13 protein-coding genes are annotated in these 15,484 nt (G+C 34.3%); 1 reads left to right on the plus strand and 12 read right to left on the minus strand.

The annotated features are described in order from the left end of the window. Positions 1-232: 232 nt before the first annotated feature. The 5 genes from ACVQ8P_RS00675 to ACVQ8P_RS00695 form a co-directional block, all read right to left on the minus strand. Entirely contained in the window at positions 233-1,579 is a 1,347-nt protein-coding gene (locus tag ACVQ8P_RS00675; protein WP_462296924.1) for a glucose-6-phosphate isomerase, read from the minus strand. Positions 1,580-1,677: 98 nt separating this feature from the next. After that, complete coding sequence (locus ACVQ8P_RS00680; protein ID WP_462296925.1) at positions 1,678-3,051, minus strand: APC family permease; 1,374 nt, start codon at positions 3,049-3,051, stop codon at positions 1,678-1,680. 22 nt (positions 3,052-3,073) lie between these two features. Further along, positions 3,074-3,976 (minus strand): GRP family sugar transporter, encoded by a 903-nt coding sequence (locus ACVQ8P_RS00685; protein ID WP_462296926.1) that lies wholly within the window; start codon positions 3,974-3,976, stop codon positions 3,074-3,076. Between the two features lie 255 nt (positions 3,977-4,231). After that, positions 4,232-5,404 carry a class I SAM-dependent rRNA methyltransferase gene (locus ACVQ8P_RS00690; protein ID WP_462296927.1) on the minus strand — a complete coding sequence of 391 codons (1,173 nt, stop codon included), beginning with the start codon at positions 5,402-5,404 and terminating at the stop codon, positions 4,232-4,234. Next, positions 5,401-6,072, minus strand: coding sequence for a VanZ family protein (locus tag ACVQ8P_RS00695; protein ID WP_462296928.1), 672 nt, complete (start codon positions 6,070-6,072; stop codon positions 5,401-5,403). The genes ACVQ8P_RS00690 and ACVQ8P_RS00695 overlap by 4 nt, the downstream gene beginning before the upstream one ends. A 153-nt stretch (positions 6,073-6,225) precedes the next feature. Between ACVQ8P_RS00695 and ACVQ8P_RS00700 the strand changes: the two genes are divergently transcribed. Then, entirely contained in the window at positions 6,226-8,400 is a 2,175-nt protein-coding gene (locus tag ACVQ8P_RS00700; RefSeq protein ID WP_462296929.1) for an LTA synthase family protein, read from the plus strand. Between the two features lie 163 nt (positions 8,401-8,563). Here ACVQ8P_RS00700 and dltD read toward each other — a convergent pair whose 3' ends face one another. From dltD to ACVQ8P_RS00735, 7 genes are all read right to left on the minus strand, one after another. Then, entirely contained in the window at positions 8,564-9,814 is a 1,251-nt protein-coding gene (gene dltD, locus ACVQ8P_RS00705; protein WP_462296930.1) for a D-alanyl-lipoteichoic acid biosynthesis protein DltD, read from the minus strand. Continuing rightward, positions 9,815-10,051: a D-alanine--poly(phosphoribitol) ligase subunit DltC gene (gene dltC / locus ACVQ8P_RS00710; RefSeq protein ID WP_462296931.1), complete on the minus strand. Its 237-nt coding sequence runs from the start codon at positions 10,049-10,051 to the stop codon at positions 9,815-9,817. It abuts the gene before it with no gap. 24 nt (positions 10,052-10,075) lie between these two features. Then, positions 10,076-11,272, minus strand: coding sequence for a D-alanyl-lipoteichoic acid biosynthesis protein DltB (gene dltB / locus ACVQ8P_RS00715; protein WP_462296932.1), 1,197 nt, complete (start codon positions 11,270-11,272; stop codon positions 10,076-10,078). After that, complete coding sequence (dltA, locus tag ACVQ8P_RS00720; RefSeq protein WP_462296933.1) at positions 11,272-12,801, minus strand: D-alanine--poly(phosphoribitol) ligase subunit DltA; 1,530 nt, start codon at positions 12,799-12,801, stop codon at positions 11,272-11,274. The genes dltB and dltA overlap by 1 nt, the downstream gene beginning before the upstream one ends. A gap of 15 nt (positions 12,802-12,816) precedes the next feature. Then, positions 12,817-12,966 (minus strand): teichoic acid D-Ala incorporation-associated protein DltX, encoded by a 150-nt coding sequence (locus ACVQ8P_RS00725; protein WP_462296934.1) that lies wholly within the window; start codon positions 12,964-12,966, stop codon positions 12,817-12,819. A 268-nt stretch (positions 12,967-13,234) separates the two neighbouring features. After that, positions 13,235-14,677, minus strand: a complete 1,443-nt coding sequence (locus tag ACVQ8P_RS00730; RefSeq protein WP_462296935.1) for a sensor histidine kinase — start codon at positions 14,675-14,677, stop codon at positions 13,235-13,237. Continuing rightward, a complete protein-coding gene (locus tag ACVQ8P_RS00735; protein ID WP_462296936.1) occupies positions 14,677-15,402 on the minus strand; it encodes a winged helix-turn-helix domain-containing protein in 726 nt (241 codons plus the stop codon). Before ACVQ8P_RS00735 ends, ACVQ8P_RS00730 begins: the two co-directional genes overlap by 1 nt. Between the last annotated feature and the right edge of the window lie 82 nt (positions 15,403-15,484).

The raw sequence follows: 15,484 nt of genomic DNA on the forward strand, positions 1-15,484 counted from the left end.
AAAGGTCATTAAACGCGTTAGTTTTGGTTTTAGAAACTTTTATAGATTTCGCATCAGAATATTTTATACCCTTAAGATTCATACAAAAAAAGGCCTAATCACTAAGTGATTAGAACCTTCATAATATCATTCACCAACAACAGTTGACGAAGAACCTAAAATGATTAGAACCTTCATAATATTATCCACCAACAACAGTTGACGAAGAACCTAAAAATTTAGGCAATTTATCTTAAAGACGTGCGTTTAATTCTTTTGAAAGATCTTCGAAGCCAGGTTTGCCTAATAATGCAAACATGTTCTTCTTGTATGCTTCAACACCTGGTTGGTTGAATGGGTTAATACCGTTCAAGTAACCAGATACAGCAACAGCTGCTTCAAAGAAGTAGATCGTGTAACCTAATGTGTAAGCATCTTGTGTAGGAATGTTCAAAATCATATTAGGAACATTACCATCAGTATGAGCCATAACAACACCTTGGAATGCCTTTGTATTAACAAAGTCCATTGTCTTGCCTTCTAAGTAACCTAAGCCATCAAGATCGCCTTCTTCTTCAGGAATAGCAGTATCATTAACGGGAGTTCCCACGTTGATAACAGTTTCCATCAAATTACGACGGCCTTCTTGAATATATTGACCTAATGAATGTAAATCAGTTGAGAAGTTAGCTGAAGATGGGTAAATACCCTTTTGATCTTTACCTTCAGATTCGCCCATCAATTGTTTCCACCATTCTGAGAAATATTGTAAACTTGGTTCGTAATTTTCTAGAATTTCAGTTGTGTAGCCTTTACGGTATAAAATGTTACGTAAAGCTGCATATTGATAAGCTTCATTTTTTGTTAAATCAGCATTTGAGTATTCAACACGAGCGTCTTCAGCACCTTGCATCAAGGCATCAATATCAGCACCTGAAGCAGCAATTGGTAATAAACCAACAGCAGTAAGAACTGAGAAACGGCCACCAACGTCATCAGGGATAACGAATGCTTCGTAGCCTTCAGCGTCAGCTTCAACTTTTAAAGCCCCAACTTTACGATCAGTTGTTGCATAGATACGTGAGTTAGCTTCTTCTTTACCGTATTTTGCAATCAATTTTTCTTTGAATACACGGAAAGCAATTGATGGTTCTGTTGTTGTCCCAGATTTTGAAATAATATTAACTGAGAAATCACGGTCGCCAATCAAATCAACTAAATCATGCACGTATGAAGGACTGATTGAGTTTCCAGCGAATAAGATTTGGGGTGCATTTCTTTTTTCAGCTGGTAATAAGTTATAGAATGTATGGTTTAAGAATTCAATAGCTGCGCGAGCACCTAAATATGAACCACCAATACCAATAACGACTAAAACTTCTGAATTAGATTGAATTTTTTTAGCTGCTGTTTTAATACGAGCAAATTCTTCTTTATCATAGTCCTTAGGTAAATCTAAGAATCCACGGAAGTCACTACCTGCGCCTGTACCGTTGCGTAATTCACTATCTGCTGCAGTAACAAGAGCTTGCATTTCGCCAAGTTCATTGTCTTGAACGAATTTTGATAAGTTAGAACTATCGAATGAAATATGTGCCATTTTAATTATCTCCCTCATATTCTTTATTTAACAACTTACATTATACAATACTTACTAGAAAATATAACAGTTAAACGGAACTTTAATTACAAAATTGATTATTTTTTTTGCTTACTATGTGAATAGCCATAACCATAGTAGGCAATTAGCCCTAAAATAATCCAAATTAAGAAGGCAATCCAAATATTAAGTGGTAACTGAATCATCAGATAAATTGAAATAATAATAGATAAAATAGGTAATAACGGTACAAAAGGCACTCTAAATTGACCTTTACTTGGTTGACCAAATTGTTTTCTTAAACTAATTAAAGCTAAAGCTAAAATAACAAGTACCGACAATGTCACGATATTGGTTAATTTAGCCAAACTCTCGATAGACATCAACCCACTGGCAATTGCGATTAAGATGCCAACCGTCCATGATGCTGATTTAGGTGCATTCGTTTTCTTGCTAATTTTTGTTAGGTATTTGGGCAATAAACCGTCTCTAGCCTCCGAATAAAGCATCCTCGATAAACCATACGCCAAAGAAATCAAAACGCTTAAAAGCGTCATTATGGCACCAACAGAGATAACATTCCCAATAAGGCTTTGATTAACAAAACGCATCGCAAATGCAACCGGATCGCTCACATTTAATTGTGTATAAGGGACAATCCCCGTCAGCACTAACGTTACAATAATATAAAAAATAGCTGAAATACTAATTGCACCAATGATTCCCTTTGGGATTGTCTTTTGCGGATCAACCACCTCATCTGAGGCCATTGCGATTGATTCAAAACCTAAGAAGGCAAAGAACACCAGTGCAGCCCCACTCATAACACCGCTCGTACCAAATGGCATAAATGGCTGCCAGTTACCTGGCTTGATATAAAAGACCCCTACCACGACAAACAAAATAATAATTGCAAACTTCACAAATACCATAACTTTACTTAAGCGCAACGCTTTTTTAGCTTCAAATGTTGTCAACCACGTAACTAATAGCGTAATTACAACAGCGATAATGTCAACATACGACCCTTTTGAGGCATTATATGAAGCACTCAGCGCAACTGGCAGCTGAATATTAAGACCCATCAAGAAGCCTTGCATATACGCTGACCAGCCCGAAGCTACAGACGCGCCAGCTAAAATATATTCGCAAATAGTAAACCAACTGACGAACCAAGCGATAAATTCGCCAAAAATAACATAAACATAATTATATGAACCACCAGAAACCGGTATTCTCGATGAAAATTCTGCATAAGAAAAGCCGTTCATTATCACTGCAACTGCAGCAATAACAAACGACAAAATAAGAGCAGGGCCGGCCTCTTGACTGGCAGCAGTTCCCGTAACAACGAAAATCCCCGTACCAACAATTGCACCCAAGCCTAAGAGAATAAGGTCACTGGTTTTAAGAGTTCGTTTCAATTTACTGACATTATTAGTTGCCGCAAATTCCTTTTTTCTTAAATCCATTGGCTAGCTCCCCTTTACTATTTTATAAAGTTTTCATAATTCCTAACATAATAACACCAACAATAACAAGAATTGATCCAAGTGTCACATAGACCATTTCACGACTGGTTTTCTTTTCACCTAACAAGTAGATGCTACCAAATGTTGAGATAACAATACCCATTTGAGAAAATGAGAAACTAACCGCTTGACCTAATCTAGGAATTGATAAGAACATAAAGATGTTACCAGCGCCCCAAATAAGTCCTGTTAAAATATTTTTAAATGTTGCCGATTTCATAATAACTTCATGTGCAAGAAGTGCGTAGAATCCAGCACCGATAACCATACCAACTGCCTGTGGCAAAATTGTTGCCATTGTGAATGCTCTTGATTCAGCAGCTGCCATATTAACTGTTGCGTAATGAACAACAATTGTATAGCCGACATACCCTACTGTAGACAAGGCGATAGCACGTACTCCTGCAGCTGTGTTTTCAGCTTTATGTGAGTCAGACAAAACTGAACTTTTTTTGTCTCTTAATGATGTCAAAGCAGCACCTGCAATAATAACGATCATTGCAATTGTTCCAATAATAACCATTTGAGTTGTCTTCCATTCACTGAATAAAATGACACCTGCTAAAGCATTACCTGCTAACTGCAACCCAGTTGAAACAGGAACAGCTTTTGAAATACCAATTGCTTTCATCGCATGAAATTGTTGGTTTTGACCTAAACTCCAGAATAAACCTGAAATAATACCAATAATCCAAACTTTACCGCTCATTTCTGGTTGATAAATGCCATAAATGGCAATTCCAAAAATTAAGGCACCCCATGTCATACCAACTGTTTGTTGGTTGGCAGTTCCACCAAGTTTTCCACTTATAAGTCCAATACTCCCCCATGCAATTGCAGGGATTAATGCCATTAAGATAATCATAATTAATTCAATCCTCTATTCTCTCTCATTATTCTTTTTCGCGATTTAACTATTTTAGCAGTAAAGTAACCGCATTTACAACCCTAAAATCAAAAATTTAATGATTGCCGTAACAACATTTGAAACGGGTTACATGCGAACCTCATCAAAACCGCGCAAGAACGTTTAAAAACAAGCATTTTCCTTTATTAATTTATTTTTATTTTATGCACAAAAAAAGCAATCTTATTCATAAATAATAAGATTGCTTTTTGATTAATCAACTTTAATGACTAATGTTTTTAAATAATTACCTTGACGGTATTCTTTATTCGTCACAAAATCACTCGATAATCGGAATGTTTCAAGTAACGTGAACGAACGATTCTTGTTTGCGAATGCTTCCGTAATTTGTTCTTTTAATTTTTTAATGCTTAGCCCTGCTGCATTTGTTGAGAACATAATGACACCATCTTTTTGTGTAATATCAATGGCATCTTCAGCAAGTTGGACATAATCCTTTTGAACTGAGAATGTTCTTTTCTTTGAACGAACAAAACTTGGTGGATCCAAAATAACCAAATCATAAATAATATGATGTTTCTTCGCATAATCTAAATATCCGAAGACATCCATTCCACGAATTTCTTGCTTTTCAGGATCAATGTTATTTAGTGCAAATTGTTCTTTTGTCCGGTCGATATTTTTATGAGAAACATCAACACTAACTGTTTTAAGCGCACCACCGACTGACGCAGCAACTGATGTGGCACCTGTATTACTAAAGCCATTAAAAACCAATTTTCCTTCAGCGTACTTGTTCATGATTGCTTTACGCATTTCACGTTGTTCTAAGAATAAACCTGTCGTTGCTTCATTAAGATATGCGGCAAATTGAAGCCCATTTTCTTTAACGATAAGTGGTGTAGGCGCATCTTTTCCGCGGACTTTAAAGGTTGAAGGTTCGCCTTTTGTATCATAACGAAGATTAGCATAAATACCTTTGTAACTTGTAACGGCATCAGAAAATGCGCTATAAATCATATCTTTGTGTTGATAAAGACCTAAACTGTACCATGTAAATACATAGTAATCATCGTAGTAATCAATTGTTAATCCACCAATACCTTCTCCTTCACCATTAAAAAAGCGGAAAGCATTTGTATCTTTATTAGTAAATAATGACTTACGGTTCATTCTGGCATTATTAAATAATTTCGAGAAAAAGTCCTCATCTATACGTGCTTCTTCATTTCGTGAAAAAATCCAGCCATCCCCACGATTTTGTTCGGCAAAGTAACCATAAGCAACAAATTGATTATGTAATGTTAAGGCAACCCATTCCCCTTCTTTAAAATCACGTGTTGTTTGTAAATCTTCTTTATCAATTAATGGATACCCATTTTTAAACTTTTTTGCTGCATGTGAAATAATTTCTACTTTTCTCAATGACTAGCACTCCTTTTATTTTTTAATATTTTTTTCTTAGTTAATATTCGATTTAAGATAAGATATAGCCCACAGCCTATTAATGTGCCAAACGAGTTAAAAATCACGTCGTCTATATCACTAATTCCGGATCCTAGTATAAACTGTCCACATTCAATGCTGATTGACAAACCAATACCCACCAACATTGTTTTTACTAGAGAATGCTTTTTGAACTGCTTTAATCTGGGTAAAATAATTCCTAACGGAACAAACCAAAGAATGTTACCATATAGATTATACACGAAATCGAACGAAGATTGTCCATTTGTCAATTTAATTGTTTCAATTAATGGTTTCCAGTTAATCATTTGAAAATTATAGTTGGTACTTAGTCTGATATCCCAAGGAAAATAGACATGTCTAAAGACTGTTAATTCAATTAATAAAATGAGGTATGCCGCTAATAAGAATCTCACAAATTCTATTTTAAAACTTATCTTCTTCCTTTGATAGAATCCTATACCTGTTCGGATAACGAGATAGACGATTAAATAAAAAATAGTTTTATCAACACTAAGAAAGATAAGATGAATTAATGGGAAGTGATTAATCCCTTGTGAGTAATGCTGTAATACAAATTCATATAATTTTGATAAAAATAGCATTATCTCAGCCCCACTTTCCATTCTCTTTCCACAATTTTAACAAATAAAAGCACCTTTTTTTAATACACACCTTAATTTTCATGAAAATTTAATAACTTAAAAATGCATTAATAAGCTGTGACATAGATTGACACAAATTTACTATAACCTGTAAACTAGAATGACGACTTTAGCATGATCATACTTGAAAGGACGGTTCAAACCGTGCAAACACTCAAACGATTCAGAACATTTCTCAATACAAAGCTTGGCTTTTTCACCTTACTCTTATTTCTTTTTTGGTTGAAAACAATCACTGCATACCTAGTTGATTTTAAACTAGGTGTTTCAGGAATTTATCAATATTTTATTCTCTTATTAAATCCCATTGGAACGACAATGTTACTACTTGGGCTCGCACTATACATAAAAAAGCCAGTCATTTCATATCTAGTCATGTTTCTTATTTATATCGCAAACTCAGCATTATTATTTTTCAATATCATCTACTATCGAGAATTCACTGATTTTATGACAATTAACACTATGTTAGGCTATTCCAAAGTTTCTGAAGGCATTAGTGGTAGTTCCTTTGCCCTAATGAAACCACATGATATTTTTTACATTATTGATTTAGCCTTGATTATTCTTTTATTTTTAACTCGTTTTTTAAAATTCAGTCCGCAACCTTTTAAAAAGACTCACGCTTTTGCAATTACATCATTCTCAATTATGCTAACATTAGCAACGTTAACTCTGGGTGAAATTGATCGTCCGCAATTAATTACAAGAACATTTGATCGTAATTATATCGTTAAGTATCTAGGAATTGACTCCTATACAGTTTACGATAGTTTTAAAACAGTTAAAAATAATCGTGTTCGTGATACTGCTGAAAGTTATGATTTAAATGATGTGCTTGATTTCACAAAATCACATTATGCGGCGCCAAATCCAAGTATGTACGGCATTGCAAAAGGTAAAAATGTCATTGTCATTCATTTAGAAAGTTTCCAACAGTTCTTAATCAACTTTAAAGTAAATGGTAAAGAAGTAACGCCTTTCTTAAACTCGCTTTATAACGGCAAAGAAACCTACAGTTTTCCCAACTTTTTCAATCAAGTCGGACAAGGTAAGACTTCCGACGCTGAAAATCTCTTAGAAACAAGTGTTTACGGCTTAGCTCAAGGATCAGTTTTCACATCGCTTGGATCTGAAAATACTTTTGAAGCAGCTCCAGCCATCTTAAATCAAACTTCCGGCTATTCTAGTGCGGTATTCCATGGTAACACCGGTTCATTTTGGAATAGAGATTCAGTTTACAAGAGTATGGGTTATCAATACTTCTTTGATTCAAGTTATTATGATACTTCTGCAAACAATACACTTGAATATGGCTTGAAAGATAAATTATTATTCAATGATTCCGTTAAATATTTAGAAAAATTACAACAACCATTCTATGCTAAATTCATTACCGTTTCAAATCATTTTCCATTTGGTATTGATGCGCAAAATAAAGACTTTGAAGTTCCAAATACAGGTGATACATCCGTTAATAATTACTTCCAAACAGCTCATTATTTAGATGAATCTGTTAAAGAACTTTTCACGTATTTAAAAAAATCTGGTTTGTACGATAACTCAATGATTGTCCTTTACGGTGATCATTATGGTATTTCAGATTCAAGAAATGTAAAACTAGCACAACTTCTGGGTAAATCATCCGAAACATGGAGCTCATTTGATAATACGCAATTACAGCGTGTGCCATTCATGCTCCATATTCCTGGAACAAAAAACGGTGGTGTTCAAAAACAATATGGTGGCGAAGTTGACGTCTTGCCTACGCTGCTTCATTTGTTAGGTATCGATTCATCATCCTATGTTCAATTTGGGACTGATTTATTCTCTAAAAATCATGATCAAACCGTTGCCTTCAGAAATGAAAACTTCATTACCCCTGACTATACCGTTTTAGATTCAAATATCTATGACAATGCTACTGGTAAAGAAGTCACTCATCCGTCTGCAGCTGTTGAAAAAACAATTACAAAAGACCAATCACAGGTCAGTACCGAATTAAGTTTATCAGATACTGTTAATAATCAAAATCTGTTACGTTATTACACACCTAAGAATTTTAAACCGGTCCAACCAAGTGCCTATAATTATAAGAATCAATATAGCAAATTATTAAAGTTGCAAGAAAGCCTTAAAAAGAACTCGACAAGCCTCTATTCAAAAAATGGCAATAAATCAACGACAGATTTATATAAAACGGATGCTCCTGAATTAAAAGCATCGTCAAGTTCTTCATCAAGTTCCGCTATTTCTAGCTCAACCACGAGTAGTTCAAGTTCAAAATAAAAAATAAACATTACTGAAATTTATTTTTCAGCAATGTTTATTTTTTTATTCTAGCCAATTTCACACAATAATCATACTTATTATTTAAAATAACTAGTATTGCCTCATCATCTATAAAAAAATAAGGCCCTATTGCATTACACAATAAGACCTCATTTTATCACTAATTTAATTTTTGTTGCCAAGCATCTGAATAATACTCATTACTTAAATGATACTTTGGCTTAGCCTGCTTTTGCGTTAAGAATGGGTTCACATAACTATCAACAGCAACCCAGCCTTTCCAGCCCAAATGAATGGTATCTTCCATGAAGTATTTTTCATTACCACGTTGGCTGAAATCAGCAATTCGGTTAAAACCTTGAGATTTTAATTGATGTGTAATTTTACTATCATAATTAGCCAGCATCTCTGTTGACAATCCCGTATAATTTGACCACCGTTTATTAACAGGTGGGATAATAAATAAGACATCCGTATGCTGCTTAGCAAACTGATTTAAAACTAATTGAAAATCTGAAAATTCTACTGAACGATTATAATTCAAGTTAACTTGCTTATTCGCCAATTTACCAACTGTTTTATTCAAATGACGTTTCCAGTAACTATTTTTGATTGCAAAATCATTATCAGTCGTTGCTTTGGCGCCAAATTGCCCCGCAAGAACATTTAATGCATTCAAATCATATTTAGCTGGAAGGTTTTTAACTTGCTTATTAATAATCGGTAATCGGTTCATCATTGGGTGCCCCGAAAATAGTTGATCTTCATGCTGTAACATTGTTAATTTGATACGAAACTGACTGGCATCAAATTCAGATAAAGGATGACCGTTAGCAATCTTATGCATTGCTTTCAACACAGCCTCATTACCCTCACCAGACATCAAATCGATAAACCTACCAGCTGCGTAACGGTCTGTCTGACTATTCGCATTTGCAGATAATAACCACTCTGTTGTTTGTAATGGCGAGTAAAAATTGTTAAATACCCCTTTTTTGACACCGCCTGGCACAAACCATTGTGGTGATACCACGAAGACCGCTTTTTTATTCTTTAATTGACCCTTTATACCTTGTAAATCAAAGTAATGCGTAAGTGATTGCGTTCCACCTGTACCCATTAAAAATGGCCGATATGACCGTTTATATTTTTGAGCTAGGACAGAGGGATGCATTGAATCCATTCGAGAAAATTCTGATGACCCAATAAATGCCACGTAACCATCTTCCAACGCTTCCTGTCGAATAGCAGAACCTTTTAAAACCTTATTAGATTGAGAGATTGCCGCTTTTCCTTCAGTTTTTGCAGAACTGAAACTATATTTGACTGGTGCAAGTAAAATGACAAGTAATAAAATAATTGCCACAATAACAGGCCCAATAATCATGAATAATTTCTTCTTAAATCCCATCTAGATCATACTTTCTACTTTTTCAATAATTAGATTTGGTGTTGCCCATTCAGAACGTTCGAACTCAGAAATTGGCACATTAATCCCTAATCCGTCTTGTAATTCCAAAATTAATTGAATTGAGCCCATTGAATCTAATAAGCCCTCGTCAAAAATGTTTAAATCTAAATTATTTTTTACCTCATCACTATTTGTTACATTTTCTAAAATCTCTAAAACTTTTTCTTTTGTATTCATATCCATTCTCCTTTTATTATTCATTTATGAAAAAAACAGTTTATCTAAAAATCCTGAAAAGATTAAAAAACTAAAACAAACGACATTAAACGTAATCACGATTGCTAGAATTTCAGTTGCTTTATTACTTGGAATACTGGCTTTATGCTTCTTCTTAAATCTTAGCCAAGTATCATTGATAATAATGGCAATCGCGTGAAATAAACCGTATACGATGTAATACCATGTGACACCATGCCAAAATCCCATAAGCAAGAACAAAGCAAAATAGCCAACGGCTGCCGTCTTTATCTGATTTTTAATTAATTTATGTTTCATCATGAAAAAAACTAATCTCATGTAAACATAATCACGGAACCAAAATGACAATGTCATATGCCAACGATTCCAAAAATCTTTAATGTTGTGTGAAATAAAGGGTCTATTAAAGTTCATTGGTGTTTCAATTCCCATAAAGTAACTGATACCAACCGCGAATAAACTATATCCGGCAAAATCAAAAAACAAATCCATACTGTACGTGTACATATAGCCAACAAGTGCCCACGATATACCACCATCTATTAACGCCATATGTGCAACATGTGGTAATAATATTGTTCCAAAAAAGTATGCTAATAGAAATTTATATAGAAATCCTAGAAAAATGTAATAAACACCTTTTTGTAGCATTTCTAGATACTTTTCTCGACTCGGAACACTTTGATAATCCTTGACGAATCTTCTATATCGATCAATTGGACCCGATGAAATTGTTGGAAAGAATAATAAGAATTGTAAGGTTAGCATCAAATTAAATGTCTTGATACTCCCATCACGTGATTCCATAATCATTTGAACAACTTTAAATGTCAGGTAACTAATCCCTAAGAATCCCAATATTGAAGGAATTCCATCATTAACTGCTGGTGTAATCTTGACGATTGATAACGGTGCTATCGCCAAAAGAACCGCTACAATAAAGACCCAAGTTTGATTATACTTTTTACGATAGGACATGTATAACCAAATTATTAAAATTTCAAAAATAACATACAAAACTAAATGAAATCCTTCTTGAAACTTTGGACCACCAAAAATTAAAAAGATAAATACTAACGAGACAAGCGTTTCATAAACTCTGAATCGCTTTCCGTAAAGTAAACCAACAATAATTGGCATGAAAAAAATTATCAGATATAAAAAGTACATTGGATTGACATAAGGTTGAAATGAAACCATTAGGCATTTACCTCATTTATCAATTTTTTCCGATCAATTTTTCCATTTTGAGTTAACGGTAGCGTATCAACATAGACAAACCTTTGTGGAATCATATATGACATCATTTTATCCATTAAATCCTTTTTAATTGCTGCTGTCAATTCGGTATCCCGTTGAAAAGGATGCTCTTTTTGTACAATATAAGCAATTAGTTGCGAGACCTTATGATCCTTATTATATTTTGGAATAGTAATGGCTTGCTTCACAAACATATGCGAAGACACATAATGGTCAACTTCTTCTAATTCAATTCGGTAGCCATGCAGTTTAACTTGAAAATCGATTCTACCTCGATATAAAAGTAACCCCTCAGCAGATTTAACTACTGCATCCCCTGTTCGATATGCAGCCTTGCCATCCATTTTAAAGAAGGCACTAGCCGTTTTCTCAGGATTATTGAGATATCCTTTTGAAACACCAGGTCCAGCAATAATCAACTCGCCCTCGTCTCCATTTGTAACTATTTCATTTTCTGAATTAACGACGACCATTTCCGTATCCGTTTTTGAATAACCAATTGGCAATCGTGGATATTCTGCCAAAATTTCATTTGTTATCTCAATACTTGAAACCGCAACCGTTGTCTCCGTTGGTCCGTACAAATTAAATATTTTTGCCTCTGGAAATCTCTGTTTCAGTGCTGCAGCTGTCTTATGCGTCAATTCTTCCCCACAAAACAAAAAGCGGCTAAGGTCTGGCAAATGATCAGCATCAAAAGTTGGCTCTAATAAACAAATATCCATAAATGAGGGTGTCGAAACCCAAACTTGTAAATCTAATGTAGGTAACGTTTGAAATAGTGCCTTAAAGTTATCCGTAACCTCTTGAGGTAAGACGGATAACTTTCCTCCCATTACCAACGTTGGATACACATCCATCACTGATAAATCAAACGAGTATGGCGCTTGAGATAAACTATTGGGCTGTTCTGGTAATGAAAAATCAGTTATCATCCAGTTCACGTAACTTATCAAATTATTATGACTAATTTGAACCCCTTTTGGCTGTCCAGTTGTACCTGACGTGAATATAATATAAAAAGTTTCCTCACCAGATACCTGATTTCTTGGATTAGGTATTTCAACCCCTTGAACATTTTCAGTAATTTCAGCTAATTCAGCTGGCAAAATTACAGGTAGATTGAGCTTAACTTCAGGTAACTCCGCTACTGCTATACAAGCAACTGGTTTCGCAATTTTTTGAATTGATTCCAAACGTTCAGCAGGTGAATGCGAATCAATTGGAATATACGCATGGCCGGCTTTGACACTACCCAGAAAAGCAACTAACATATTGAATTTTTGGTTACCGTACACCATAATTGGCGATTTTTTATCTAAGTTTAAATGAATAATATGTAGCGCTAATGCATCAGATTTTTCTTTTAATTGTTGATACGTGTTTGTCTCACCTAAATTGTTATATACCACACGATCAGGATCAGACATTGCGATCATATCAATTTTTTTAATGACGTTCTTTATCAATTTTTTAGCTCCCCTCTAAAATTCATTGTAAATAAAAGTACCATTATTTATTCCTCTATATGAATAGAGATAAACTAACATCGCCAATACGATAAAATAAAAGGCGGTTCGAACAATAAATATAAAAAAATCATTTTCTTTTAAATCATGCCACTTTTGACCCATAGTTAGTTATCACTCCTTATTGAATTCGTTATAACATTATATATCTTTTTTTTAGAATTTAACATTTAGCCTTGTCATCTTAGCATAACAATTTTGTAATATGATTATAAATACCCTGAAAATAAGCCTTTTTAATAATTAAAAATTAAAATTAGCTAAGAATAAAATAACAATTAACTCATCTTCAATTAATTACATCATTCAATTATAAAATAAAAAAGGATAATTTATGCTTTAATACAGAAATCATTCCGTAATTATTTTTTAATTAAAATTCTTGATCTGGAAATGTCAGCGTAAATGTCGTTCCTTTGCCTTCAATACTTGTCACTTCAACTTTTCCATGATGAAGTTCCATTAATTGATGCACAATTGATAAGCCTAGTCCAGATTCTCCATATTTCGTATTTTTACGAGAAGGATCAGCTTTATAGTAACGTTCCCAAATATTCTTCAACTGATCTTCTGTCATACCAATACCCGAATCAGTTATTCTGAAAATACTTTCGTGATACCCACGTTCAGCTGAAATATGAATCGTCCCCGACTCAGTAAATTGAATGGCATTTTGCGTGATATTGAAAATAATTTGAACAAATCGATCATAATCTGCAAAAACCATGACCGTTTTGGGAACATTTAATTCAATCTGATCATGTGCGGCTACCGCTTTTTTCGTCAATTGTTCAACAATATTATTAAGAACCACAACTGCATCAAAATGACTTGGCGCAAGTGTTATTTGATTTGAGCGAATTTTTTCATAATCTAAATTCTCGTTAACCAACCGAATTAAACGTTTGGTTTCACTTTGCATTAATTCAATACTCTTCCCTTTACTTTCTTCAGGAATTGCGTCATATGCTAATCCTTCAAGCAACCCATTGATGGTTGTTAAAGGCGTTCTCATCTCATGAGCAGCATCCGCCATGAACTGTCTACGCCGGTCTTCTTGACGCTTAATTTCTTTTTCAGACTCTTGAAGTGACGAAACCATGCCATCAAAATCTTGGGCCAAATCATCAATTTCATCACGATGTCCACTTTCAATATGAACATCAAAATTGCCATCAGCAACCATTTTAGTTGCTCGTCTTAAACGATTGATTCGAGAAATAGAATATCTCGCTAAAAGATAGCTTAAAATAATTCCAGCAATCACAGAAACAATAAAAGCGATAACCAAGTTTCGGGTCATTTGACTCATATTTGCTCGAATATTTGACACATTAGAGCCAACCGATATGACCGCATATAACTTACCATCATAGAAATAAGGTTTCAAAATATCTGTCATGCTAATTGCTTTAATATCTGTTTTCAACTGTCTATTCGTGTGTGGCGTACGATGAACCACCTCACCTTTTTCCAACTTTGCCCACTGTTCAGCTGTTATATTAGCTTGTACCGCATTAGCAGGATAGATAATTTTAGATTTCTTTGTATAAATAGTAAACCGGACATTCTGCGTTTTTAAAATTGATTCTGCATTTCGTAAATTATTTAAATTTAGATTAAATTGGGTTTTTGACCCAATTGTTTTTAAAGCCATTGATTCCGACATTAAACTATCTGAATAGCCTTCCAATTGAGTCCAGGTATTCTTATAAACCATGTCACTTGTAAAATTTAAAAATAGGACACCAAATACAATAACCAATGTGATAATAACGGCAAAGAAAGCCAACATCTGTTGGTAAAGTAACTTCATTAGCGACCAACTCCCGAATCATCAAATTTATAACCAACACCCCAAACTGTTTGAATCACTTGAGGACCCACTTTTTCAATTTTTTGACGTAACTTTTTAATATGGGCATCGACCGTTCGCTCATCACCGAAAAACTCATAATCCCAAACTAATTCTAACAATTTTTCACGAGAGAAAACTTGTTTAGGCTTATTCGCTAATGTCTTTAATAAATCGAATTCCTTTGGTGTTAAATCATCAATTAAAATATCCTGTAAATACGCTTCTCGACGAGCTGTACTTAATTTAAAATGAGCCGTTTCGATATCAAAATGACTATTTTCGTCATCTTTTTCATCATCAGTCCCAACACTAGGCTTTTCTGCGCGACGGTGCAGAGCTTTAATTCTAGCAATTAGCGTAATTGGACTGAATGGTTTTGTTACATAGTCATCTGCGCCCATTTCTAGCCCAAGGACTTGATCACTTTCAGTATCACGAGCCGTTAAAATGATAATCGGCACATTAGCTGAAACTTTTCGAATAGTAGCACTCACTTGCATGCCATCCATCCCAGGTAAATTTAAATCAAGTGTAATAATATCCCAACTATCAGGATCCTCATTGAACATTGCGACAGCGTCATTACCATCATAAGCGTATTGAACATCCCACTTTTCTTTTTGAAAAAACATCGACATCATCTCAGAAACTGCCTTGTTATCCTCTACCATTAATAATTTCATATTATCCCTCTTCCATTTTCAACTTAACTATCAAATTGAATTTTTTCTAACTTTGAACGGTCTTATTCGATTATAATAATTA

It is taken from the genome of Dellaglioa sp. BT-FLS60 (genome assembly GCF_054941065.1).